The sequence below is a fragment of the Chloroflexota bacterium genome (assembly GCA_026706485.1).
GTDB lineage: Bacteria > Chloroflexota > UBA11872 > UBA11872 > UBA11872 > JAJECS01.
Map to the genome: position 1 here is coordinate 26,304 of JAPOYR010000006.1, position 22,597 is coordinate 48,900.

30 protein-coding genes and 1 pseudogene are annotated in these 22,597 nt (G+C 67.5%); 13 read left to right on the forward strand and 18 right to left on the reverse strand.

Annotation, left to right across the window (positions count from 1 at the left end):
* Positions 1 to 32: 32 nt before the first annotated feature.
* From fabZ to OXG79_04900, 7 genes are all read right to left on the reverse strand, one after another.
* Positions 33 to 497: a 3-hydroxyacyl-ACP dehydratase FabZ gene (fabZ, locus tag OXG79_04870; protein ID MCY3783100.1), complete on the reverse strand. Its 465-nt coding sequence runs from the start codon at positions 495 to 497 to the stop codon at positions 33 to 35.
* A 97-nt stretch (positions 498 to 594) separates the two neighbouring features.
* Positions 595 to 975, reverse strand: coding sequence for a PIN domain-containing protein (locus OXG79_04875; protein MCY3783101.1), 381 nt, complete (start codon positions 973 to 975; stop codon positions 595 to 597).
* Entirely contained in the window at positions 972 to 1,247 is a 276-nt protein-coding gene (locus OXG79_04880) for a type II toxin-antitoxin system prevent-host-death family antitoxin (protein MCY3783102.1), read from the reverse strand. Before OXG79_04880 ends, OXG79_04875 begins: the two co-directional genes overlap by 4 nt.
* A 281-nt stretch (positions 1,248 to 1,528) precedes the next feature.
* Positions 1,529 to 1,873, reverse strand: a complete 345-nt coding sequence (locus tag OXG79_04885) for a type II toxin-antitoxin system PemK/MazF family toxin (protein ID MCY3783103.1) — start codon at positions 1,871 to 1,873, stop codon at positions 1,529 to 1,531.
* Positions 1,867 to 2,103, reverse strand: a complete 237-nt coding sequence (locus tag OXG79_04890; GenBank protein MCY3783104.1) for a ribbon-helix-helix domain-containing protein — start codon at positions 2,101 to 2,103, stop codon at positions 1,867 to 1,869. Before OXG79_04890 ends, OXG79_04885 begins: the two co-directional genes overlap by 7 nt.
* Before the next feature lie 101 nt (positions 2,104 to 2,204).
* Complete coding sequence (locus OXG79_04895) at positions 2,205 to 2,426, reverse strand: type II toxin-antitoxin system HicA family toxin (protein MCY3783105.1); 222 nt, start codon at positions 2,424 to 2,426, stop codon at positions 2,205 to 2,207.
* On the reverse strand, positions 2,426 to 2,641 hold the full coding sequence (locus OXG79_04900) for a type II toxin-antitoxin system HicB family antitoxin (protein MCY3783106.1): 216 nt from the start codon (positions 2,639 to 2,641) through the stop codon (positions 2,426 to 2,428). Before OXG79_04900 ends, OXG79_04895 begins: the two co-directional genes overlap by 1 nt.
* A 557-nt stretch (positions 2,642 to 3,198) precedes the next feature.
* Here OXG79_04900 and OXG79_04905 point away from each other — a divergent pair.
* The 3 genes from OXG79_04905 (at position 3,199) to OXG79_04915 (ending at position 4,547) form a co-directional block, all read left to right on the forward strand.
* Positions 3,199 to 3,456, forward strand: coding sequence for a type II toxin-antitoxin system VapB family antitoxin (locus OXG79_04905; protein MCY3783107.1), 258 nt, complete (start codon positions 3,199 to 3,201; stop codon positions 3,454 to 3,456).
* Positions 3,453 to 3,839 carry a type II toxin-antitoxin system VapC family toxin gene (locus OXG79_04910; GenBank protein MCY3783108.1) on the forward strand — a complete coding sequence of 129 codons (387 nt, stop codon included), beginning with the start codon at positions 3,453 to 3,455 and terminating at the stop codon, positions 3,837 to 3,839. The genes OXG79_04905 and OXG79_04910 overlap by 4 nt, the downstream gene beginning before the upstream one ends.
* Before the next feature lie 249 nt (positions 3,840 to 4,088).
* A complete protein-coding gene (locus OXG79_04915) occupies positions 4,089 to 4,547 on the forward strand; it encodes a MarR family transcriptional regulator (protein ID MCY3783109.1) in 459 nt (152 codons plus the stop codon).
* Here the strand turns inward: OXG79_04915 and OXG79_04920 are convergent.
* Genes OXG79_04920 through OXG79_04935 form a run of 4 tightly spaced genes read right to left on the reverse strand, consistent with a single transcriptional unit; the run spans position 4,544 to position 8,687 of the window.
* Positions 4,544 to 6,037 carry a proteasome accessory factor PafA2 family protein gene (locus OXG79_04920; protein ID MCY3783110.1) on the reverse strand — a complete coding sequence of 498 codons (1,494 nt, stop codon included), beginning with the start codon at positions 6,035 to 6,037 and terminating at the stop codon, positions 4,544 to 4,546. The two genes, OXG79_04915 and OXG79_04920, sit on opposite strands and share 4 nt — an antisense overlap.
* 12 nt (positions 6,038 to 6,049) lie before the next feature.
* The gene (locus OXG79_04925; protein ID MCY3783111.1) at positions 6,050 to 6,223 is read right to left on the reverse strand and encodes a hypothetical protein; all 174 of its coding nucleotides are present in this window, start codon (positions 6,221 to 6,223) and stop codon (positions 6,050 to 6,052) included.
* Between the two features lie 3 nt (positions 6,224 to 6,226).
* Positions 6,227 to 7,711: a proteasome accessory factor PafA2 family protein gene (locus tag OXG79_04930; GenBank protein MCY3783112.1), complete on the reverse strand. Its 1,485-nt coding sequence runs from the start codon at positions 7,709 to 7,711 to the stop codon at positions 6,227 to 6,229.
* A gap of 19 nt (positions 7,712 to 7,730) precedes the next feature.
* The gene (locus OXG79_04935) at positions 7,731 to 8,687 is read right to left on the reverse strand and encodes an ornithine cyclodeaminase family protein (protein ID MCY3783113.1); all 957 of its coding nucleotides are present in this window, start codon (positions 8,685 to 8,687) and stop codon (positions 7,731 to 7,733) included.
* Between OXG79_04935 and OXG79_04940 the strand changes: the two genes are divergently transcribed.
* Positions 8,686 to 9,651 carry a GRP family sugar transporter gene (locus tag OXG79_04940; protein ID MCY3783114.1) on the forward strand — a complete coding sequence of 322 codons (966 nt, stop codon included), beginning with the start codon at positions 8,686 to 8,688 and terminating at the stop codon, positions 9,649 to 9,651. The two genes, OXG79_04935 and OXG79_04940, sit on opposite strands and share 2 nt — an antisense overlap.
* A 209-nt stretch (positions 9,652 to 9,860) precedes the next feature.
* Positions 9,861 to 11,003: a galactonate dehydratase gene (gene dgoD / locus OXG79_04945; protein MCY3783115.1), complete on the forward strand. Its 1,143-nt coding sequence runs from the start codon at positions 9,861 to 9,863 to the stop codon at positions 11,001 to 11,003.
* A 184-nt stretch (positions 11,004 to 11,187) separates the two neighbouring features.
* Here dgoD and OXG79_04950 read toward each other — a convergent pair whose 3' ends face one another.
* A complete protein-coding gene (locus OXG79_04950; GenBank protein ID MCY3783116.1) occupies positions 11,188 to 11,334 on the reverse strand; it encodes a hypothetical protein in 147 nt (48 codons plus the stop codon).
* Positions 11,335 to 11,442: 108 nt separating this feature from the next.
* Between OXG79_04950 and OXG79_04955 the strand changes: the two genes are divergently transcribed.
* The 3 genes from OXG79_04955 (at position 11,443) to OXG79_04965 (ending at position 12,549) form a co-directional block, all read left to right on the forward strand.
* Positions 11,443 to 11,850: a hypothetical protein gene (locus OXG79_04955; protein MCY3783117.1), complete on the forward strand. Its 408-nt coding sequence runs from the start codon at positions 11,443 to 11,445 to the stop codon at positions 11,848 to 11,850.
* 143 nt (positions 11,851 to 11,993) lie between these two features.
* Positions 11,994 to 12,197 carry a hypothetical protein gene (locus tag OXG79_04960; protein MCY3783118.1) on the forward strand — a complete coding sequence of 68 codons (204 nt, stop codon included), beginning with the start codon at positions 11,994 to 11,996 and terminating at the stop codon, positions 12,195 to 12,197.
* 43 nt (positions 12,198 to 12,240) lie between these two features.
* Positions 12,241 to 12,549, forward strand: coding sequence for a hypothetical protein (locus OXG79_04965; protein MCY3783119.1), 309 nt, complete (start codon positions 12,241 to 12,243; stop codon positions 12,547 to 12,549).
* Between the two features lie 121 nt (positions 12,550 to 12,670).
* On the opposite strand, the gene OXG79_04970 is transcribed toward OXG79_04965, so the two are convergent.
* Positions 12,671 to 13,627 carry an IS1595 family transposase gene (locus OXG79_04970; protein ID MCY3783120.1) on the reverse strand — a complete coding sequence of 319 codons (957 nt, stop codon included), beginning with the start codon at positions 13,625 to 13,627 and terminating at the stop codon, positions 12,671 to 12,673.
* A gap of 501 nt (positions 13,628 to 14,128) precedes the next feature.
* Positions 14,129 to 15,307 (reverse strand): hypothetical protein, encoded by a 1,179-nt coding sequence (locus tag OXG79_04975; protein ID MCY3783121.1) that lies wholly within the window; start codon positions 15,305 to 15,307, stop codon positions 14,129 to 14,131.
* 109 nt (positions 15,308 to 15,416) lie between these two features.
* Between OXG79_04975 and OXG79_04980 the strand changes: the two genes are divergently transcribed.
* The 3 genes from OXG79_04980 (at position 15,417) to OXG79_04990 (ending at position 17,146) form a co-directional block, all read left to right on the forward strand.
* Positions 15,417 to 15,764, forward strand: coding sequence for a type II toxin-antitoxin system RelE/ParE family toxin (locus OXG79_04980; GenBank protein ID MCY3783122.1), 348 nt, complete (start codon positions 15,417 to 15,419; stop codon positions 15,762 to 15,764).
* Entirely contained in the window at positions 15,761 to 16,063 is a 303-nt protein-coding gene (locus OXG79_04985) for a Fis family transcriptional regulator (protein MCY3783123.1), read from the forward strand. The genes OXG79_04980 and OXG79_04985 overlap by 4 nt, the downstream gene beginning before the upstream one ends.
* Positions 16,064 to 16,207: 144 nt before the next feature.
* Positions 16,208 to 17,146: an aminotransferase class IV gene (locus OXG79_04990; GenBank protein MCY3783124.1), complete on the forward strand. Its 939-nt coding sequence runs from the start codon at positions 16,208 to 16,210 to the stop codon at positions 17,144 to 17,146.
* On the opposite strand, the gene OXG79_04995 is transcribed toward OXG79_04990, so the two are convergent.
* Positions 17,147 to 17,842: an aquaporin gene (locus OXG79_04995; GenBank protein ID MCY3783125.1), complete on the reverse strand. Its 696-nt coding sequence runs from the start codon at positions 17,840 to 17,842 to the stop codon at positions 17,147 to 17,149.
* A 195-nt stretch (positions 17,843 to 18,037) separates the two neighbouring features.
* Between OXG79_04995 and OXG79_05000 the strand changes: the two genes are divergently transcribed.
* Positions 18,038 to 19,339, forward strand: coding sequence for a peptidoglycan DD-metalloendopeptidase family protein (locus OXG79_05000; GenBank protein ID MCY3783126.1), 1,302 nt, complete (start codon positions 18,038 to 18,040; stop codon positions 19,337 to 19,339).
* A 25-nt stretch (positions 19,340 to 19,364) separates the two neighbouring features.
* Here the strand turns inward: OXG79_05000 and hisI are convergent.
* The 3 genes and pseudogenes from hisI to OXG79_05015 all read right to left on the reverse strand — a co-directional run bounded on the left by hisI (position 19,365) and on the right by OXG79_05015 (position 21,041).
* A pseudogene (gene hisI, locus OXG79_05005) lies at positions 19,365 to 19,697 on the reverse strand (phosphoribosyl-AMP cyclohydrolase).
* Between the two features lie 45 nt (positions 19,698 to 19,742).
* Entirely contained in the window at positions 19,743 to 20,453 is a 711-nt protein-coding gene (locus tag OXG79_05010; protein MCY3783127.1) for a DUF169 domain-containing protein, read from the reverse strand.
* A gap of 150 nt (positions 20,454 to 20,603) precedes the next feature.
* Positions 20,604 to 21,041 carry a Fur family transcriptional regulator gene (locus OXG79_05015; protein MCY3783128.1) on the reverse strand — a complete coding sequence of 146 codons (438 nt, stop codon included), beginning with the start codon at positions 21,039 to 21,041 and terminating at the stop codon, positions 20,604 to 20,606.
* 229 nt (positions 21,042 to 21,270) lie between these two features.
* Here OXG79_05015 and OXG79_05020 point away from each other — a divergent pair, with 229 nt between their 5' ends.
* On the forward strand, positions 21,271 to 22,515 hold the full coding sequence (locus OXG79_05020; GenBank protein ID MCY3783129.1) for a cyclopropane-fatty-acyl-phospholipid synthase: 1,245 nt from the start codon (positions 21,271 to 21,273) through the stop codon (positions 22,513 to 22,515).
* The last annotated feature ends 82 nt before the right edge of the window (positions 22,516 to 22,597 follow it).

Genomic DNA, 22,597 nt, shown 5'->3' on the forward strand with positions numbered 1-22,597 from the left:
CATCCGGCCCACGTCGCCGAAGCTCGGAGCCGCTACCGGCCCCACTCCTCGGGCCGGTCCACGATGGCGAAGCTGATCTCGCCCTCGGCGACGAGCTGATCGCCGATGGTCGCCCGTCCCCGCCCACGCCCGAAGTTGGCGCGCACCCGCAGCAGCTCCGTCTCCAGCCGCACCTGGTCGCCCGGACGCGCTGGCGTGCGAAACTTCCACTTGTCCAGTCCGGTGAGCATGGCGATCTTGTCGGAATTCTCGGGCAGCCCGAGCGCCGCCACCCCGCCGACCTGCGCCAGCGCCTCGACGATGATCACGCCCGGCATCACCGGAAACCCGGGAAAGTGCCCCCGCAAGACGTTCGCCTGCAGCGACCCGATGTCGTCGATGTAGCCCACGGCCCGCCGGCCGTACTCGATCTCCACAATGCGGTCGACGAAGAGAAACGGCTCCCGATGGGGAATCACCGCCTCGATCGCGGCGCGGTCCAGCGGCGGTTCCGTCATGCAGGAATTCTCGGGGATTCGGCCGGCGGCATTGTGGCATGCGCGCGCGTCTGGATTGCCGGGAGATGCCACTCGGCGCCCGCGTGCGGCGTGGGCGTTACACCTGGAAGCCGAGCTCCGCGGCGGCTGCCTGCTGTTGCTCGTCGCGCGTGACGAATGCGATCTGGCCGGGATCCGGCGCGGCGTAGAGGGCCATCGCGATGTGCCACAGGTCGGCGCCGCGTAGATGGCCGGATTCGAGAACGGCCGCCATCTCGGGACCCAAGGGCCGGTCGGGCAGGACCCAGTCGATGCCGGCGACGAGGTTGGTCGCGAAGTCCAGGCGCTCGCGCGCAAACACGGCGCGCAACTCGGCCTCGAGCAGATTCGAGGCGAGCAGGCGCGAGCACGCATCGAGGCGTCCGGCGATCGCCGATCCGGACCGATCATCGAAGGCGACGGCGATCAGCGCGGACGTATCGACGTAGGCGACGCTCACTCGTTCCGCTCGGTGAGAAACCGCTCCACGGCGCCGGGACGACGGGCCACCACCTGCAGCGGGCGACGCGCCAGGCTCGATCGAACCAGGACGCCACGCCGCTCCAGATCCTCCAGCCGTTCCTCGATCGTGGCCGGTTCCGGCTGGAGCGGTCGGATTTCGGCTACCGGCTCGCCGCGATACGACACCGTGACCGTCTTCCCCTCGCGCACCTGCCGCATGACCTCGGCAAAGCGCGCCTTGGCTTCATAGGTCGAATAGATAATGCCCATGCGCGGTAGTATAACCAGTCAGACTAGTCAAGTACCAATTGTAAGTTCGTCGGCGGTGGGCCGCGTCGAGCTCGTCATTCCTTCGACGGAACGCTTTTCCTTAGCCCCTCCGTCATTCCCGTGAAGGCGGAAATCCACCCCTAGTTGAACCTGGGGGCGGAAGGTATGCGCCCGGTCATCCCCAAGCCCGAATGGACTTGGCAAGGGTCTCCGAAGACGGGAGTCCATCCCCACAGGTCAACCGCTGCCGTTTCGTCCACCGCCCGCGCCGTTCGCGGCGCTCACAGATCAAGAACCAGGCGCACGCCGGCCGCGATCCGGGACAGCAGCCGCCTTGGGGCTTGGCCGGCCCGCTCGACCAGATAGTCGCGATCCAGCGTTACGACTTGGGTCGCGTTGGCCACCGAATCCCTGGGAAGGCCCACGTCCGCACCGGGAACCAGGACGTTGCCGGGGGCGTCGAGCAAGCGCATGTTCGTCGTGAGGGCCACAGCGATCACTGTGCGCAGCCGGCTGCGGTTGAACGAATCGGCCTGGATGATGAGGACGGGACGCCGAAATCCGGGCTCGGAGCCGCGCGGCTCGGCCAGGTCGGCCCACCACACCTCGCCGCGCTCGACTACCACCCGTCGGCGGTCAGACTGCGTCCCTGGGCTTGTCTGAGCTCGGGTGCCAGCCCGCTCGGCTGCTCGCCGTAGACCTGGTTCAGGCGCGACGTCACGTCTTGATCCCGGTGCTTTGCAAGGTGCTCCGCGACGGCGGTGGCGTACAGCTCGCTGCGGGACATTCCCAATGCGTCCGCCAGCGCGTCGGCGGACTCGAAGAGGTCATCGGGGAGCGAGATGGCAACTTTCATACTCTAATCATACCTTAGTATGACCACCTTAAAGATGTCGGCATCCGCCTCGCGACACCGTGCGCTCCCGGGCTGCCCGCAACCCGGGCCACCGCCTGCGACTAACGCAGAAGCCCCAGGAACTCCTCGCGGGTCAGGCCGGCGTCGCGGATCAGCGCCCGCAGCAGTCCACGGCCAAGCTCGCGGTGTCGGGGTACCGAGAGCCTGCGGCCCGCCGGTCCGATCAGGATCATGTGGCTGCCCTGCGTGCGATCGCGCGTGAATCCAATCCGAGCCACGGCCTTGACGAACTCGTCACCCGAAATAACGGGCAGGCGCGCCACTAGGCGACGGAGACTTCCAGGACCTGGAACTCGGACGAGGCGGGCAGAGGCTCCCCGTGCTCACGCATGCTCGCCAGGTAGCCGCGAATGGCCTCGCGGATATTGGCGAGCGCCTCGTCTCGCGTCCGACCCTGGCTATGGCATCCCGGAAGCGTGGGACAGCTCACCGCCTCCCAGCCGTCCTCGTCGCGCTCGAAGACCACCAGCAGGTTCAGGAGGTCCTGGCCGGCCCCGGGCGCATCCAACGCCACCGTCGCCCCCGGCGTGGGCTCGGACGCATGAGCCGCGGCGTTCCGCATGGACGCGGAAGCTCTGTACACCCTCGTGTCCGGCCGCTCCGAGATCTGAAACCCGAGTCTGCTGAGGATTCGGAAGGCGTCTTGTGAGGTGAATCCCGGCGACGTCAGACCGGTGACCAACTGCAGCACTTGCCTGATCGGGAATCGGCGCCCGTGAAGGTCAATGAAGTATTTGTGGCGCCCGTCGGCAGCGTTGGGCTCAACGCCCCGCGTGACATCCCGGACGATCTCCGGCGTGATCGTGTACTGCGCGCTTCGAATCCGAAACTCCATCAAGTATCCCCGGAGTTCTTTCTTCTTTCTCTTACTTCTTCGACGATAGCATGCTCCGCGGATGGTGCAGGAGCCGGCTCCATCCAGTCCGTCGCGCTCGATGTGGGCGCCAGACAGCAGACCAGGCTCCAAGGCATGCATCCGAACCGTCCGCGGCTTATGGTAGAAATGCTCTCCATGCTTCTACCCTGAGAATCTCGATGAGCCTCAACATCAAGAACGAAGAGACCTGCCGCCTGGCGCGCGAGTTGGCGCAGCTGACGGGGGAGACCATGACCGGTGCGATTACGGTTGCGCTGGAGGAGCGTCTAGAGCGCGAGCGGCGCGAACGCAGCGTCGAAGAGCGCCTGCGGGACATGCGCGCGATTGCCGCGCGTTGTGCCAGCCAGCTTGGCGACGGTCCATCCGCCGCTGATCACGGCGACTTGCTCTATGACGAGCGGGGCCTGCCGAAGTGATCGTCGATCCCTCAGCCTTGCTGGCGGTGCTGTTTGGCGAGCCGGACGCGCAGCGCTTTGACGAGGCGATAGCACGGGCGCCGCGCTGCCGGATGTCGGCCGTCGGATTCCTGGAGGCGGCCATCGTCCTGGAGAGCCGTAGCGGCCCTGTGGCTGGGAACGAGCTCGATGCGTTCCTGCAAGCAGCGGAGATTGAGCTGGTCCCGGTCACCCCCGACCACGCGCGGGCCGCGCGCGTGGCCTGGCGGCGGTTCGGCAAGGGCAACCACCTGGCGGGACTGAACTTCGGCGACTGTTTCAGCTATGCGCTGGCGGAGGCTGCGCGCGAGCCGTTGCTGTTCAAGGGCGCGGACTTCGCGCTAACCGATGTCAAGGCGGCCTGATTCCTTACGTCCTCGAATGAGCTGCCGGTGGTTGCCTCCGACACTGCGAGGTTGACCTCGGGTCCAATCGCACCCCTCGTCACCGCGCCCCCGATCTCCAACATCCCTCACCATCCGCCCGGTCGTGTTGTGTGAAATTGTCATATGCCGTATAACGAAACAGGCACGGCGACCTAGCCGTTTGCACACCCCCCGCGCGCGACCACGCGATAGCTACGCGCCGGCACGACCAAGGAGAGACCTGCGGGTATGAGCACGCGAAGCCAAAGCAACGGAAAAACGGACCTCGTCATCCACCGGGTTCTGATTGGGTCCCATCAGGTTTCCGAGTACCTCAACTCGGCCTGCGAGCGGGCGGGCGTGTCGCTGCCGCTGGCGCGTGCATTGCAGTTCCTGGCCGAGGCCGAAGGCCCGGTCACGCCCACGGAGCTCTCGCGCGAGCTCGGTCGCAGCCCGGCGGCCACCTCCGAGTTGGTGAAGCGGCTTGTCAACAGCGAGCAGATCACCGCGGACATCGACCCCAATGACCGTCGCTCGTTTCAGCTGGCGCTCACCAGCCGTGGCCACTCCAAGTGGCAGGGCGTGCGCGCGGAGCTCGAGGCCGCGGAGGCATACATTACTCGCCGCTATGGCAAGCGACAGTTGACGGAGCTTGCCGGCGCCATCGACGACTTGGCCGCCGCGCTCAACGGCGCCGCATCAGCCTAGGGGCGCAGATACCCGCCGAGCTTGTCGGCGAACTCCTCCGCGGCGGCGGTGTAGCTCTCGAATGGATTGGGCAGCTCGCAGAGCTTTCCGCGCACCCCGATGCCGGTCCAGTCGATCAGGTAGGGGATGACGTCCCAGCCCCCGTAGGCGTCGAGTTCGTGCCAGTCCTCGATGTACTGGTAGACAAGAAAGAGTTGGTCGTTCCAGTTCGTCAGCGCGCCGAGGTTGCGGTGGACGTCCTTCCAGTCGATAAGCGTGTCGGCCTGCGCGTCGACCAGCGCCCGCACGATGCGGCCGCGGGCGCGCGCCCGCGTGCCGGAGGGCACCGCGAGCGGATTCACGTCCCCCTGCGTGCGGCGGGGCGCCACGCCACGGCGCTGCAATTCGGCAAAGAGGCTCACCGTGGGATCGATGTGGTGATAGGACAGGTCCACCTTCACCAGATCGGGATCGGCCCAGCCGTCGGGCGAGTCGTCGGCGAAGCGCCGCAGCTGCTCGAGCTTGGTCACCCAGTCGACCTTGCCCACCAGCATCGTCGGGTCGGTTTCTAGGCCGTCCAGACACTCGGCCCAGGCGTCCAGGGTCCAGTCGGTGTCGCTGTCGCGCCCGCGGAAGGCGCGCTCGGCGGCGTCCTGATAGATGCGCTGGATGTCGAGTGCCGACACGCTATGGCCGTCCGCCAACTCAACCGACCACGGGCCGGCCGGATTGCTTGAGATCTCCTTGAGCGTCTGCACCGGCGCGTGCAGCGCCAGATCCGGACTCCAGCCGCTTTCGAGGAGTTGCGCCACGAGCGCCGTTGAGCCGATCTTCAGCGCGGTGGCGAACTCGCTGCGGTTGGCGTCGCCCACGATCACGTGCAGCCGCCGCAGCCCCGCGTCGTCGGCCAGCGGCTCGTCGCGCAGATTGACGATGGGCCGACCGCCAAAGCGGACGCGCTGGCTCATATCGATGGTCACGAACGCCGCCCGCTGCGAGATGTGAAATGGCAAGCCGCCGTCGTCCCGATCGCTGATCGTCATGCCGGCGCCGGCGTAGAGCTGGCGCGTGGTCAGGAAGGGCATCAGCCCCGTCGCCATGTCGAGACTGAGCGGGCTGCGCCGCACGGCGTAGTTCTCGTGGTAGCCGAAGGTGTTGCCCAGGTAGTCCGTGTTGTTCTTGATGAAGAACAGGCGGCGATTCAGCTCCTGGCTCTCCACCGCGTCGAGCAGGATGGCGTCCGCCGCGTTCTCCTGCTCCACGATGTCGTCCAGCGTGCGGCACTCGGCGGTGGCGTATTCGATGTGGCCGGAGTCCAGGTAGAGCCGCGCGCCATTGAACAGGAAGCCGCCGTTCCCCGGGGCTTCGTCCCACTCCCGTGGCGCCGGGTCGATGATGCCGAAGCGGCGCTCGGCGAAGATCACGTTCTTGACCATCGTCGCGGCCCGCGACGGCGGAAACTCGCCGGCGCTGGCGTACTCGATCTCCGTGCCGAACAGCGCGTCCTTCATCAGCCGCGGGGGCTACTCCCCGCCGGGCTGCGGCGTCGGATCCGGGATCTCACGAATGATGCGACGGACGTGCTCGCCCAGGTCGTCGTCCTCTGCCGGCGCGGTCTCTTCGTCCGGGGCCGTCTTGGCGGGATCGGGCGGCGCTTCGATCTCGCCCAGCGGGACGGCTCGCCACGTGATGCTCATTCCTCATCCTCCTTCGGCGTCAAGCGCGGCCACTACATCATCGATGGTTGCGGCTTCTTCAACCAGGGCGCTAAGCCGGTCGATGCCGGGTCCGGCGACCTCGTCCAGCCGCACCGTGACGCCAACGCCATTGTGGTGCAAGTGCACCCGATCCCACTCCATAGCCGTGATTGCCTGGCCGAACCTCGCCAGCAACCTGCCCCGTACGGCGGCCCGGGTGCCTGACGGCGGTGTGGTGCGGGCTGCCTCAACCTGCGCCGGCGTCACCAGCGTGCGCATGCGTCCCCGATCCGCCAGCCACTGATGCACGCTGAGCGCCGGGTCGAGCAGGTGATACCCAAAGTCGATGCGCCGCGCGGCATCGGGGCCTGGGCTTAGCTCCCGCAGGAGGGCCAGCTTGGCTGCCCAGTCGACTCGGTCGGCGGCGGCGCTCGGGTCGCTTCGCAGGTCGTCCAGCACCTGTCGCCACTCATCCAGCACCCAATCCGTTTCGGCGTCGCGTCCCCGCAAGCGCTCGCAGGCGTCGAGCCACCACCATTGAATGTTCAGGGGTGATGCCAGCCGACCGTCGTCGAGCTGGATACCCGCGCCCAGCGAGAGATCGTGCGAGACCTCCCGAACAGCCTTAACGGGATCGCGCAGCCGGATAGGCGCCCGCCATCCGGTCTCGACCGCATCGAGCACCAGCGCGGTCGTCGCCGCCTTCATTCCTGTGGCCCACTCACTGCGATTGGCGTCGCCCGCGATCACGTGAAGCCGTCGGTAGCGGCTACGGTCAGCATGCGGCTCGTCGCGCGTGTTGAAAATGGGCCGGCGTGCCGTTGTATTGATGCCCACCACCGTTTCGAAAAAGTCGGCGCGTTGGGACAGCTGCAGTGCACCCGCGTCGCCGTCTTCGATGCCCACGCGCCCCGCGCCGGCAAAGACCTGGCGCGTGGCCAGGAAGGGCACCAGGGCGTCGATGAGGTCGTCGAGCGGCACCGCGCGCAGCGTCAGGTAGTTCTCGTGGCAGCCATAGCTGCGCCCGTGATAGTCCGTGTTGTTCTTGACCAGCCGCACCCGGCCGCCGTCCAGCCGCGCGTTGTGGGCCTGCTCCGCCGCGTGCATCAGCGCCTCGCCCGCGCGGTCCTGCGCCACTAGGTCTGTCACGGTGCGGCAGGCGTCGGTGCAGTACTCGGGGTGGTTGTGATCGTTGTAGAGCCGCGCGCCGTTCAGCAGCACGGTGTCGGCCAGCAGCTCTTCGCGGGACATGCGCGAGCTCTGGGCCGTGGAGCCGAGGAGGTCGTTCGGATCGCGCGCCAGGGCGTCCACGCGGGTGCCGCGCAGGTCGCGCCGCGGGTCCTCGTCGGTGTAGTCCCAGCCGCGAAACGCCACCGGCAGTGGCGCCGCATGAATCAGCATCGCCGACTCGAACGCAAAGTCGGGCGGTCCGGCAAATCCCTCGCAGTTGAGGCCGTATTCCGTCTCGATGCCGACCGGCCGGTTCATTCGGCAGCTCCGCTGTGCGCTATTCCCCGACGGGGATTCCGACGTCCGCGGCTTCGGCGCGTTCGAGCACGACCTGGCCGAGCGCGATGTCCCACAAGGCGATGCCCTGCGACTCGAACAGCGTGATCTCGTCGGGGCTCGTGCGACCGGGCGCGCGCCCGGCCACCACCTGGCCGAACTCGACTGCCTCGCCCCACTGGAAGGCCCCATCCTCGACGGCGCAGATCAGGTCGCCGCACTCAATCTTCGCGCCTTCCAGATCGTCGACGAAGATGCGGTCGGCGCGGGCAACCGCGGCGCTGTCCAGTTCGCGATGCTGTGGATGGTTGGTGCCCATGGCGATGACGTGGGCGCCGCGTTCAAGCCAGTCGGCCTCGACGACGGGGTCGGTGGCGTTGGTGGCCGTGATGACGACCTGCGCGCCGCGCACTGCCGCCTCTGCCGTGGCGGCGGGCTCCAAGTCGACATCGAGCGTGGGCGACACCTCGGCGATGAGCCGCTCAACGTTGGCCGGATTTCGCGAGTAGACCCGCACCCGCGCCGACGGTCGCACCGCGCACACGGCCTCGAGCTGCGTTCGCGCCTGCCGGCCCGAGCCGATGATGCCAATGGCTTCAACCTCGGGCGGCGCCAGATACTTCACCGAGACACCGCTCGCGGCGCCGGTGCGAAGACCGCTGAGACGTCCGGCTTCGATGACCGCGCTCAATGCCCCGCTGGCCGCATCGAACAGCACAACCACGAAGCTGATGCGCCCGCCGGGAACGGTCGGATAAAGCTTGGCGCCCATGGCGCCGAGCTCGGGATCGGCCGCGCCCATGAGTTGCAGCGCGCCCTGCGCCGTGCGCGCTCGTCGGCGACCGACGTTCGCCGACGTGCCGCGACCCTGCCGCTCGAACGACGCCTCGACGGTGCGCAGCGCCAGGTCCATATCGGCCAGGCGATCGACGTCCGCTTCGGTCAGGTACCTCGCCATGTCGTTCCGTCCGTCTCACAAGGGGTTTGCCACCCGCGGAGCCGCAGCCGACCATGCCGCGAACGCCATGGGCTTTCTCGTTGCACACATTCTATTCGTGGTGGGCTTTGCGCTCGCCCTGCGCCGGGCGCAGACCCGCGGCTACGACTTCTTCCTCATGACCGGGACGAACTACGCCACCGGTCTGGTCATCGGCGTCGCGTGGCTGGCCGTCGCCGGAACCGCGACGGTGGACGCCCCGACCGTGCTGCTGGGAATCGTGCAGGGCGCGCGCTTCTCGCTGGCCGTCGTGGCCATCTATTTGCTGCTGGTGCGCACAGGCGTCGGCATCACCTTCGTGCTGCTGCGCATGTCCGTCATCGTGCCCACCGTGGCCTCGATCGTGTGGTTCGGCGAACGGCCCGACCCACCGACGGTGGTCGGCATTGCGCTGCTGCTCGCCGCGCTGCCGTTGCTCACGCGCAGCGGCCGCAGCGAGGACGCCCGGCTGCGCGTGTGGTGGTATTGGCCGGTGGTCATCGGCACGCTCAGCGTGACCGGCGCCGGCCTCATCGCCGCCAAAGCGTTCGTCGAGGTCGCCCCCATCGAAAACTTGCCGCTTTACGCCACCTCGACATTCGCGGCGGCCACCGCCATCGCGCTGGCGACCTACCTCATGCGGCGGCGCATCCAGCCGGCGCCTCGCCCGGCCGACGCGCCAGGTTCACTTGGCTTCGGGCGCGGGTTCTTCCGCGAACCGCTGGGCCTCGGAGTCGTGACCGGCGGCGTCAACATGGGCCAGCTGGTGCTCATTCTGCTGGCGCTGCGGGACGTGCCGGGCACGATCGTCTTTCCGGCCCAGAGCGCCGGATCCGCGCTGCTCACCATCGCCGCGGGCTACCTGCTCTGGCACGAGCGCCACAGCCGCGGGACGCTGGCGGGAGCCGGCTTGGCCGCGGTTGGGCTGGTGCTCGTCAGCATCTGAAAGCGGCGGTTGCGGGCGAGCAAACTCGTGCCCACGCGCATGTGGCTGCGCTCGCCTCGTTCGTGGTGAGCCTGTCGAACCACGACCCTTCGACAAGCTCAGAGCCCGCCCTGAGCTAGCCGAAGGGGCGAACGGACTGGCGGTCGGCTCTGGCCGCGGCCCATGTCGGGCGGCTAGCCTACGTCCGTCGGCATCCCCGGAAGCAGCGCATGAAGATCTCCAAGCTGCAATGCGATTTCATCTGGACGGGTTCCCGCAACTGGCTCATCGTGCGCGTGCACACCGACGCGGGCATCACCGGCATCGGCGAGGCGTTTCCGATCGGACCCGACCGCGCCATTGCCGAGACAGTCGATTACTTCCAATCGTGGATCGGAGGCTGGGATCCGTTCGACATCGAGCGCGTCTGGCACGAGCTCTACGCCGGCAGCCGCTTTCCCACCGGCTCGATCATCACGTCGGCCATCAGCGGCATCGACCAGGCGCTGTGGGACATCAAGGGCCGGGCGCTCGGCGTGCCGGTCTACGAGCTGCTCGGGGGCAAGGTGCGCGACCGCATCCGCGTCTACCAGTCGCCCGAGGGCGAGACGCCCGCCGCGCTTGCGGACGACGCTCGCCGCCTGGTCGAGCGCTATGGCTTCACCGCGCTCAAGATCGGCCCCTTCGCCGCGGCCGCCGACGCCTGGCCGTGGAGCCGGCAGGTCGATAGCGCCGAGGAAAGACTGGCGGCCGTGCGCGACGCGGTCGGTCCCGACATCGACATCGGCGTCGATCCCCACGCCAAGATCTTCGAGCCCGTGCGCGCGCTGGAGATGGCCGAGCGACTGAAGCCTTATCGTCCGATGTTCTTCGAGGAACCGGTGCGGCCCGAGAACTTCGAGGCCCTGGCCAAGCTCACCGCCAAGAGTCCCATCCCCATCGCCACCGGCGAGGCGGTGTTCACCAAGTTCCAGTTCCGCGACCTGCTGGCGACGGGCGCCGCCGACATCATCCAGCCCGACGTGGCCGCCACGGGCGGGCTGACGGAGATGAAGAAGATCGCGGCCATGGCCGAGGCGCACTACGTCAGCGTCGCGCCGCACAACCCGCTGGGACCGCTGGCGACGACGTCCAACGTGCACTTCGCCGCCACCGCGCCCAACTTCCTCATCCTCGAGTATCACGCCGACGACGTGGGCCTGCGGGCCGAAATCCTGCACGAGCCGCTGAAGCTGGAGGACGGCTACGTAGTGCTGCCCGACGCGCCGGGACTGGGCGTCGAGTTGAACGAGGAGGTGTTCGAGAAATACCCCTACCGCCCCTGGCGCCGCGGCCGCCCCACCAAGGCGGACGGGATGTTGGCGTTCATCTAGGGGATTATATACTTGACTTGATGCCAAGGCGCGGGAACGCTGGTCCGCCCCGCTGGCCGGAACCAACGGGGCGGTACCATTTTCGCTCGTGGGGCTGCCCCTGGTGGGGGCCGCGAAGGTTAGAGCTTGCCGGCGAGGGTTCGATCCCCTCCAGCTCCACACCACAGCCTAGCACGCTACCGCGCTAGCGCTGGCCTTTCGAGTCGTCGCCGTCCGACGCCTGCACCCGTAGGAGCGCCTTGGCTAGCTCCTCCGGCGTCGCGTCGTTCGGTGGGACCACGACCCGGAGTCGCTTGGCGGGCTTCGTCGGTTTCCGCGATCGTCGGGCCATGCCGAAGTATACCCCGCCACCTTTGGTACCCTTCGCGCCAGCATCAGGTCCGCGCCCGTGGCGTGGGATTCCCGGCAGCCCCAGACGGGGGCCGGGTGACCTGATGCTATGGGAATCCACCGGCAGCCGCTGGGGCTGCCCTACGTCAAGGAGTCGGGCATGGATTTCACCGGGTACTTGGTCATATTCCTGGTCGTGATCGTCGTTGGCGGCGTCATTCGCTTGGCGCTCCAATCACGTCAGGAGGCGCAGGATCATGGCGGGACGACGGACCTTGCGGAGCTCTACCGCGAGGGATGGCGCACCGAATCCGAGACCGGCACGCACGTGTTTCTCGTGAAGGGCCAGCGCGTAAATCACATCCTGCACTTGCTGCTCTGCATCCCGACGTTCGGGCTCTGGCTGTTGGTCTGGCTGTTCGTGGCCGCGTCCGGTGGGGAACAGCGGCGGACCGTCCGCAAGGACAGCCCCGAGAGTCCGTCAAGTGACACGACCGACCGCGGCTCGCGCACCTGAGGCCCAGCGGGTACCCTTCGCGCACCACTGGATGCGCGCTCGCGCGCGTCATATCCCGGCAGCCTCAGGCGTTGCTCGGGTGATCCAGTGGTATGGGATATGCGCCCCAGCACACGGCTGGGGCTGTCGTTTGGAGGGGTCGTGTGTTTACATCCATTGGGCCGCTAGAAATCCTCAGCCTGCTGCCTCTCGTGGTCATTGGGTTCCTGTTCGCCATCGCGACGTCCGCGTCAGCAACACAGCGCGGGCACCACTGGCTGGGATGGTTCATCTGCGGCCTGTGCCTGGGGCCGCTGGCGCTGTGCTTCGCCCTGAGCCTGCAGGACTATCGGCGGGACGTAGACTGAAGGCGTGCTGACGGATGACCAGCGCGTCTCGATGGGAGCACGCATGATCGCGAAAACGGGTCGCCTCGCGGACGTTGACGCGACGGTCCTAGAGGACGCCTTGGCCGAGATCGAAACGCTGACGGCGCACCTCTCACCCGACGTTCAGGATTCAGTGGCCAAGCAGTTCGTAAAAGCGTTTGGCGAGTGCCCCACGCTCAGTCTGGAGCGTAAATCCGCACACTCGACACGTGAGGTCATTGCCCGAGTTCAACTCCCGGACCGTTGCCGGGAAATCCTCGCCGCAGTCCGGGCAGGTGAGGTTGAGCGTGTGGTTCTGATTGAGTTCCAGGCGCCAACGGGAGCGTCGTGAGGATCGTCGTCGCCGTGATACCATCGGCTGCCTTTCAGACCGCGTCCGGCATATTGGTTGCTGCCAAGCCGGGCGCGGTTTGTGTTTGCCCTTCAGGAACCCCTGATACTACCCCAACCGCCTACCGCTTGGGGTAGGCCCGCCCGCCGGCCGTGAGGTCCGCGTAGGTCAGGCGTTCGCCCACCATCCGGGCCGCAACCTCGCCCATGAGGTCCGCCGTGTCGAGTTCCCGGAGGCTCTGCCGGGTGGCCATCTCGTCCACGTAGCGCTGCAAGTGCTTGGGGCTGAAGTGGTGGTACGTCCCGTGGTAGGCCCGCTTGAGCATGGCCCAGAAGGACTCGATGCCGTTCGTGTGCGCCTGGTCGTTCACGTACTCGCCCACACTGTGGCGGACGGTCTCGTGGTGCGGCAGGTGGTCGTAGGCCGGGTGCTCGTCCGTGTAGACCATGGCGTCCGGCGCCGCGTGGGCCGTGATGAAGAGGGCTAGCACGCTGCGGTTGATGTGGGTGATCGCCTGGGCGCGGACCTCGCGCGTCGTGCGGTCGCGCATGGCGATCACCGGAGCCTTGCCGATCGTCCCACGCCCGCGGTGCTGGCGATCCCGCGCGTGGCGGTTCTTCTCGCGGCCGCCGAAGTAGGACTCGTCCACTTCGACCGGCCCGTCCAGCAAGTGGTCGTCAGCCGCCAGCGCTTCGCGGATGCGGTGGGCCATGAACCACGCGGACTTCTGCGTGATCTCGAGGTCGCGGTGGAGTTTCAGGCTCGACACGCCCTTGAGGTTCGTGGTGCTCAGGTAGATGCCCCACGCCCACTGGCGGAGCGTGATCTTGGAGCGCTCCATGACGGTGCCGATCCGCACGCTGAAGTACTGGCGGCAGTCACGGCACCGGTAGGGCATGGGCTTGCCGCTGGCGACCGGCGTCACGTGCTCGCCGTCGCAGCGCGCGCACCGGACGCCATCGGGCCAGCGCTGGGCCTCAAACCACCGGCGGGCGGATTCCTCGTTCGGGAACCGGTCGGCCAGTTCCATGACGCTGATGCCCTCGCGGTGCGCTCGTCCGGGTCCCTTGGTCGCCATGCGTTGACCTCCGTTAAATGTGTGTAGCGACCGGGCCGACGAGATACCCGGTCGCTACACTCTCGTCTTGTGGGGCTGCCTCTGGCGAGGGCCGTGGGCTTCTAATCCAGGCGGCGAGGGTTCGATTCCCTCCAGCTCCATCTCCCAGGATGCGCGGCGGCCCGCCGCTCGTCAATCGAACAGAAACCGGACGGGCCATGTCGTGTGCTCCCTTCACTTCCTGCCCTAAGCGTAGTGGAATCCCGCCCGTTTGTCAAGTCAAGTATATAATCCCCTTCATCTAGGAATACTGACGCAGCGAGTCTGGTCCCCTCATCCCACCCTTCTCCCCTGGGGAGAAGGAGCCGGACCAGCTGCCGGGTTGGGAGATGCCGCCACCGAAACTCTCCCGTCGCCGCTCGGTCGGCCCGCGGGCGACAGTCCGGTTCCCTCTCCCACAGGGAGAGGGTTAGGGTGAGGGGATCTGCCCTGGGCGAAACCGGGGTTGGCGACGACGGCCGTCTAGCTCGCCAAGACCTCCCGCAGAAGCCCGCCAATCTGCCGCAGCGTGTCAGGCCGCAGCAGGCCGAAGTTGTAGACCGCCACGCGGTCGACCGGCAGTTGCGCAATGCGCTCCAGCCGCGCGGCGAAATCGGGACCGCCGGGGTCGAACTCATCGGAGCCCCACAGCATGACCGCCAGCTCGATCTCACGCCGGGCCGACCGCGCCAGCGCGACCTGTCGCTTGGCCTCGTCGGCCTCGTCCGTCGGGTCCGGTAGCAGCAGGCCGTCGATCCGGGATGCCAAATCGGCCAGGCGCAGACCGGTGGGCCCCCAGCCTGCCGACGCGTGCGTCAGATTCAGGCGCGTTCCGGTTCCTCGCAGCGCGCGCTGCACGTCTTCCACCAGGCGTGTCGCCGATTGCTCGCGGGCTTCCAGGTAGCCGCGGAACTCCTCGTCCGCCTCGCCGCGCGCCGCGATCATGGCCTCGAGGTCGCCGGACTCCTGTCTGCGTGACAGGCGATTGCGTAGCTCCCGCGCCACAGCCTCGCGCACCTCCACGGCGTCCACGCCGTGCGCCCGCGCCGCCGTGAGGCAGTTCTCGCAAAAGCACATCCCGGCCAGAAACCGGGTCCACGGATCGAAATCGATCAGAATGCGCTCGCGCACCCACCCGTAGGCAAACTCCGGATGCCCCGGCCGCTCCAGCAGCGCGCTGTGCACGGGGTACTGGTCGCAGAGATCGCCCACCAGCGTTGCCAGATACTCCTGCACGTCCGGGCTCGCCGGGCACGTGGTGGCAAAGCTGCGTGCGCCGAAGGCGTTTTCCACCGCCGTATCGGGATAGGTGCGGGCGATCCACGGCTGGAGCATGCCGATCACCCAGGCATTGAGTTGGATGCCGCGTGACGGGGCGTGCTCGGCGGCCTGCGCGTAGGCGCTCAGCACCTCCGGCTCAGCGAAGACGCGGGGCTCGATGCGTCCGTACCGCTCGGCGCGGGCCGGAAAATACACCGCGCCCTGCTCGGAGTAGTGAATCGACCGCCCCAGGTTGCGCGGCGCGAAGGTCGAGATGGCGTGGTAGTTGGGGCAAAGCTCGATCGCCTCGAAGCCCGCGTCCCGCAGCCAGTCCAGCGCCGCCGCCACGCCCTCGTCGGCCAGGTCCCACGGATAGACCCAGACGGAGATTCGGCGATGCATCGCGGTCTCCTCGGCGGTTGCAGTCCTATCCTAGGCTGCCAAGCCGTGGCTGCCGTCGCCCGTACTCCATTGCTGAGATGTACCACTTTCGATACACTTGCGGGTGCGCGTGGACCTGAAGCGCGTCCCGGCAGTCTTTTTCCGTTCCCGGTCCGGGGCGGAGCCGGTTCGGGACTGGCTGAGGTCACTGGATAAGCAGGATCGATTCAGGATTGGAACGGACCTCAAAACGGTTGAGTTCGGCTGGCCGATCGGAATGCCGACCTGCCGACCACTTGGACAGGGCCTTTACGAGGTGCGCACGACCCTGGGCAACAGGATCGCCCGAGTCTTGTTCTGCATCGGGGACAGTCGAATGATCCTGTTGCACGGATTCATCAAGAAAACGCAGAAGACGCCTAAGCCTGATCTCGACCTGGCACGAGCGCGCCAGCGGGCCTGGGAGGACGCATCGTGACGACTACATCCAACCCACACCTTGGGTCTACCCTGGATGACCTGCTCGACTCCGACGGTACTCGTGCCGAAGCTGAGGCCGTCGCGGTCAAGCGCGTCATCGCCTGGCAGATCGATGAGGCGATGACTTCCGAACGCCTCGGCAAGGCCGAAATGGCGCGGCGCATGAATACGAGCCGGGCTGCCCTGGACCGCCTGCTGGATCCCGACAACGTCTCAGTGACGCTCCGGACGCTGCACAAGGCCGCTGCCGCCCTCGACAAGCGACTCGAGATCGGGCTGGTCGACTCCCGCACCTAGCCAGACTCAGAAGTCCGCACGTGCCCGCGAAGCCCGGACCTGCTGCAATCGGCACGCCGACTTGGAACGTCTCTCGGAGTACCGTTGGGGCGAGGTCCATAATGGACCGTCGCGCGCGCCCGCTCAGCTCAAGGAAGAAATCCGATGAATAACGGTCGAACGGTCTTCATGAACGGCAAGTTCGTGCCCGAAACCGACGCGCGCGTGTCGGTGTTCGACTCGGCGCTGGTGTGGGGCGACATGGTGTTCGAGACCACGCGCTCGTTCGGGCATCGCCCGTTCAAGCTGCGCGAGCACCTGGAGCGGCTGAACGCGTCCATGATCGCCAGCGACATTGACTGCGGCATGACGCTGGACCTGCTGGAAGAAGCCACCGACGAGCTCGTGCGCCGCAACGCGCCGCTCTATCCGCCCGACGTCGACTTCACCATCGTGCACAACGTATCGCCCGGCGTCTTTGCGCTCTACGCGGACGTGGCGCCCGAAGCCGGGCAGCCGACGGTGGCGATCCACACCTGGCCGCTGATTCCCTACATCGGGCCGATGGCGGACTGGTTCGACACCGGCGTGCACGCCCACGTGCCGCGGCAGCATGCGATTCCCGGGCGCCTGCTCGATCCGAAGGTCAAGAGCCGCTCGCGCATGCACTACCGGCTGGCGCTCAACGAGGCCCAGCGGCACGGCGACGACACCTGGGCCGTGCTGGTCGACGAGGACGGCTATCTGACTGAAGGCACCGGCTCCAACTTCTTCGTCGTCCGCGACGGCGAACTGCTCACGCCCGAGCCGCGGCACATCCTGCGCGGCGTGACGCGGCAGTCCATCCTGGACCTGGCTGCCGAAATCGGCGTGCCGGTCCGTGAGGCCAACCTCGAGCCCTACGACGTCATCGTGGCGCAAGAGGCGTTCTTCGCCTCGACGCCTTTCGTCATGATGCCGGCCACGCGCTTCAACGACCGCCCCGTCGGTGACGGCGCCGTGGGACCGATCACATTGCGCCTGCTCGACGCCTTCAGCGAGACCGTGGGCGTGGACATCGTCGCCCAGGCCAAAGCCTACGGCCGGCGCCTCCGCGCCGGTTAGCTAACCGTCATCGGCGCCGCGCCGCAGGTTGTGCGTGAGCACGCCGACGACGCCCGCGGCGAGTCCGCCGGCGATCGGTCCGAGCCAATAGATCCAGTGCGCCTCGAATTTCCAGTTCACGATGGCGGGGCCCAGGCTGCGCGCCGGGTTCATCGAGGCGCCGGTGATCGCGCCTCCCACGAGGATCAAGGCTCCCAGCGTGGAGCCAATGGCGACGCCCGCCGCGGCCGCCGGCACCTTGCCGCTCAGAGCTACGCCGATGATCACGGTCACCAGCAGGAACGTCATCACGGCTTCGAGCAGGACGGCCTGGCCGGCGCTCACCTCCGCCGCGGGCAGCGTCATGGCCGTGCCATGACCCATCGGCCAGGTCCAGGCGTGCAGCAGCGCACCGAACAGTCCTCCCGCGATCTGCGCCACGACGTACGGAGGGACTTGCCGCAGCGGGAACTTGCCGATGGACGCCAGGCTCAGCGTCACGGCGGGGTTGATGTGGCAGCCGGACACGTGGCCGATGGCGTACACCAGCCCCGCCAGAATGCAGGCGTGGCCAAAGGCTGGGATGAGCAGGTCGCCGGCGGCGATGCCGCCGAACCCGACTTGCGCCATGGATGTCGTCATCATCGCCACGAACACGAGCAGCGTCGTGCCGACGAACTCGGCCAGCAGGACTCGAGGCTGGAGCGACATGGTCATGGGGCAATTCCCGGTCCTGGATTCCCGTGGCCGCGGGAATAACGAAACCTCAGCCGCGCCTCGATAATTCCAGTGGGGCCGTCCCGGTGACAACGGGAGAGCCTTATTGCGATATTATCGCAATAGTGAATCCGCAATCGTTGACAATGGGGACGATCGGCCGGCATCCACCGCGACCGGCGATCGTGGAGGTCTATGCCTGAACCGCCGGACGTGACGCACTCGCACTTGTGGCGACCTGGCCAGCCGATCAACCGCCGTGCGCTGCTTGGCGTATCGCTCCTCGGCGCGGCGGCGGTGGCGACGACCCCGCTGCTCGCCCAATCGGTGACCGAGGAAGAGATCGAGGCCACCGAGCAGGAAATCGAGCGTGTGGACAGTGAGCGGCGCGCCGCCGAGGCGCTCGTGGCGGCGTCGATCGCGCGCGAAAGCACGCTGCAGCAGCAACTGGCCGTCATCGACCGCGACCGCTACTTGGCCGCCCAGCGGCTCATCCAAGTCAAGCGGGAGCTCGAGACCGTGGAGCTCGAAGTCTTCGACATCAACCAGTCCATCGGCGATCTCAACGTCGCGTTGGCCAGCGAGACCTCGGTGCTCGAGCGGAAGGCGCGATCGCTGTATAAAGCGGGCCGCACGACGTTGTTGGAACAGGTCCTCGCCGCCGACTCCTTCGCCAGCGCGCTCGACCGCGCGGCGTCGCTCGAGCGGTTGCTGGCGCGCGGCGTCGCCGACATTGGCCAGCTCCGGTTGCGGCGCAGCGAGATTCAGCTGCGCACGGCCGATCTGACGGCCCGTCTCGACCGGCAGCAGGAGCTGCAGGCCGAAGCCGAGTCGATCGAGGCCGAGCTGGTGCGTCGGTCCGAGGAGCAGCGCGACCTCATCTTCAACGTGCAGCAGGAGCAGGCGGAGCGCCAGGAGGATGTGCGGGCCTTTGAACGTGAGTCGGAGGCCATCGCCTACCGCGTGCGGCTCCTGCGTGACATCTACGAACGGCAACTGGTTGAAGAGGAGCGTCGGCGGGCGGCCGCTGAGGCGCTGGAGCGGGCGCAACAGTTCGCGAGCGACGTCATCAGGCAGCAGAACCCCGGCGCGGCCGGCCCCTATATCTGGCCGCTGCTGGGCCTCATCACCACCGAGTACGGCGGGTGCACCTTCGGGCAGTGCCCCCACCTGGGCATGGATATTGCCGCCTCGTCGGGCACGCCCATCGTCGCGGCCAACGACGGCGTGGTGCTCGCCGCGGGCCTTGTGGTGCCGGGCGACCGGCGCGCGTCCTACGGGATGATCGTGATCATTGCCCACAGCGAAACCGAAGAGACCCTCTACGCCCATCTCGACGACCTCACCTGGCCCCCGCCAGTCACGCCCGGGCAGTTTGTGAGCCGCGGGCAGACGATTGGGTTCGTTGGCCTGACCGGCTGGACCACCGGCCCCCACCTCCACCTGGAATACCGGGTTGGCGGGGCCGCTAGTGACCCGCGGCAGGTGCTGGTCTAGCCCACTCCGGCGGCTCGCCCGCTCAATCCAGGCGCCGGAAGAAGCACGTCCGCTCGCCGGTGTGACAGGCGGGCCCGGCTGGACGGACCTTTACGACAAGGGCGTCCGCGTCGCAGTCGATGAGAATCGACTCCACCGTCAGCACGTTGCCCGACGTGGCGCCCTTGTGCCACAGCTCTTGCCGGCTGCGGCTCCAGAACCACGCCTCGCCCGACGCCTGCGTGCGCGCCAGCGATTCGCGGTTCATGTAGGCGAGCATCAAGACCTCGCCTGTCGAGGCGTCCTGGCAAATCGCGGGCACCAACCCGCGATCGTCAAACGCGGGCTGGACGGTCTCGGCTGGCGCGGCAGCGCGCATGGACATTGGGTCGATCCTCTCCGACGTGCGTCGCGGGCCGCCGGGCTAGACGGCGGCTTTCATCTGCTGGTACTGGGCCTCCATGGTTCCGTTCACCACCAGCGTCGCGTCGAGGCCATCCGCCAGCGTCTCCAGCGCGCTGCCGGGGATGGCGGCCAGCACGTAGGCGTCGGGGATTTCGGTAAACGTGCGCATGCCGATGCAACCGAGCGAAATCGAGGCCGCGTCGCGCCCCGCGGCCGTCGGCAGCACGCCGCAGGCGGGACGGCCGAACACGCCGTCTTGCGGACCGGTCCACAGCGTGCCGCCCAGGCTCTCTTCGAGATACATCGTCTGCTTGGGCGTCAGCCACAGGATCACGTTGTCGGGTGCGAGCGGAAACGTCGCCAGGGGACCGTAGACCGCGCCCTTCGGACCCTGATCGAAGTGCGGAATGTGCGGAATCTCCTCTTCGCGGATGTAGGCCAGCGCGCACATGTCGCCGACCAGGCCCATCAGCTCTTCCTGTTTGGGGGCGGGCAGCTCGAATCCCATCACCATCGCCCCGATGGGACAGCCCATGTGCGCCGCCTCATCGGCGAAGAACACCTGCTCCTCGGCGCGGCGCCAAAACGTGCACGCCGACGGCACCGCGTCGGTCCACGCCGCGATCCCTGCCGGGCGCGCGTCCACGCGCGCGACCGCCACCGGCGGATACTCGAGGTCAAGGGCGGTCTGAAGTCGGGCGGCCAGATCGGCGTGGGGCGTGGACGTCATGCTTGCTCCATAGGGCGGCAAGGCCGCCGGCGTCAGCAGGTAGGCACTGCCGAGTTCTTTAGCGAGTCACTCGATGGTGACACACCCGGGGGACAACGTCTCAATTGGGTCGACCACCGGCTGTCGGTCGCCGGCGACTGGCGCCGTTCGCTAGTTCGCGGTGCTGTGGCACGGACCGCACAGCCCAAACACTTCCAGGCTGTGGCCGGTCACGGCGAATCCGGTCTCGAGCTCAACCTCGTTGGTGATCGCGTCGAACGTGCACCGTTCGATGATTTCGACGGTGCCGCAGGTTTGGCACACGACGTGGTGCTGATCGGGCGACCGGCGCGCCAGATAGCGGTGTTGCTCCGGTGAGGGGTGCACCGTTTCCACCGCGTCGATGTCCCGCAGGAGGTCCAGCGTGCGGTACACGGTGCTTCGCGACGCGTCGCCATCGGATCGCTGCACCGCGCTGACCAGCTCTTCGGCTGAAATTCCGGCCGGCGCCGCGTCGATGGCCGCAAGGATGAGGCGCCGTTGTTCGGTGACGCGGCCGCCCGCGTCGCGCAGGGCGGCGAGGGTGCGGTTGATCCAGGCGGACTTCATGGCGGCCTGCCGGCGCAAACGCGTGAAATGGAGCGGCGCGGTCCAATTGTACGGCCTGTCGCCATTTGTTACGGCTTCCGATTGTTACTGAAGTCACCGACGGACCGGTCACGGTCTTCTGGGCGCGGCTCGTGCGGTGTGCGTGGCCTTGCCCACACACGCATGGCCCTGGCGGCTCGCGTGGCACAATTCCCACTGCGTTTCCGACGGCTGAGCCTCACCGCTCGAGATGATCAATCCCATCCACGCTGCGGCGGGCGCCCTCGTCTTCAGTCGTCTCCGTCGGTGGTCCGGCAGCACGCTGCGGCTCAAACTCTCCGACGGCTCGCGGCGCGTCTTCGGTCCCAGCGAAGCACCTCGCCGGGTGCAGGTGGATGTCCACCACACGCGGTTCTTTACGCGCCTGCTCCTCGGCGGGACGACCGGCGCGGGCGAGTCCTACATGGCCGGCGATTGGTCCAGCCCCGACCTGACAGCCCTGCTGCAAGAGGCGCTGCGCAACGGACCGCGCCTAGGGCTGGAGTCGCACGCCAGCGTGCTCGCGCGCCTGCTGAACGCCTGGCGCCACCGGCGGCGGGCCAACACCAAGGCCGGCAGCGAGCGAAACATTCACGCGCACTACGACCTCGGCAACAGCTTCTACCGGCTGTTCCTCGACGAGTCGCTCACCTACTCTTGCGCGCGCTGGCCGGAAGGTTGCGACGACCTTGGCCAGGCCCAGCGAACCAAGCTGCAAGACATCTGCGACAAGCTGGAGCTGAGCCCCGACCACCACGTGCTTGAAATTGGGAGCGGATGGGGCGGCTTCGCGCTTCACGCCGCCCAGACGACCGGGTGCCGCGTGACCGGCATCACGATTTCGCGAGAACAGCTCGAGCTTTCACGAAAGCGTGTCGCCGAGGCGGGCTTGGGCGACCGCGTGGATATCCAGTACTGCGACTATCGCGACATCGAGGGGCAATACGACCGCGTGGTCTCCATTGAGATGTTCGAGGCCGTCGGGCGTGCCTATTGGCGATGCTTCTTCGAAGTCTGCGGGCGCGTTTTGCGGCCGGGCGGCCGGATGCTGCTGCAGACCATTGCCATTCCCGACGCCGACGTCGACCTGCCCTACCGCGGCGCCGGATGGATCAGCCGCTACATCTTCCCTGGCGGGCTGTTGCCGGCCATGTGCGAGATCGCCGAGGCCGCGGCGACGCCGCGCGGCGACCTTGCCGTCCGGACCGTGGATGAGATCGGCCCGCACTACGTCCGCACCCTGGATACGTGGCGCGAGCGCTTTTGGAGCCGCATCGACGACGTCCGGCGGCTGGGTTTCGACGAGACCTTCGTGCGGATGTGGGACTTCTACCTGGCCACGTGCTCGGCGGCGTTTGCCGCCGGGCACACGCGCGATGTCCAGGTATTGCTGGAGCACGTTGGAGAAGCGGCCGAGCCCTCCGGCGAGGTCGTCGCCCTCGGCACGGCCTCCTAACGGCCCCGCCCAAACATTCAGTTGAATGGGGCGCGGGAATCTCTCACCCTTTCTAACGAAGGCTGCGTCCTGACTCTTGGTT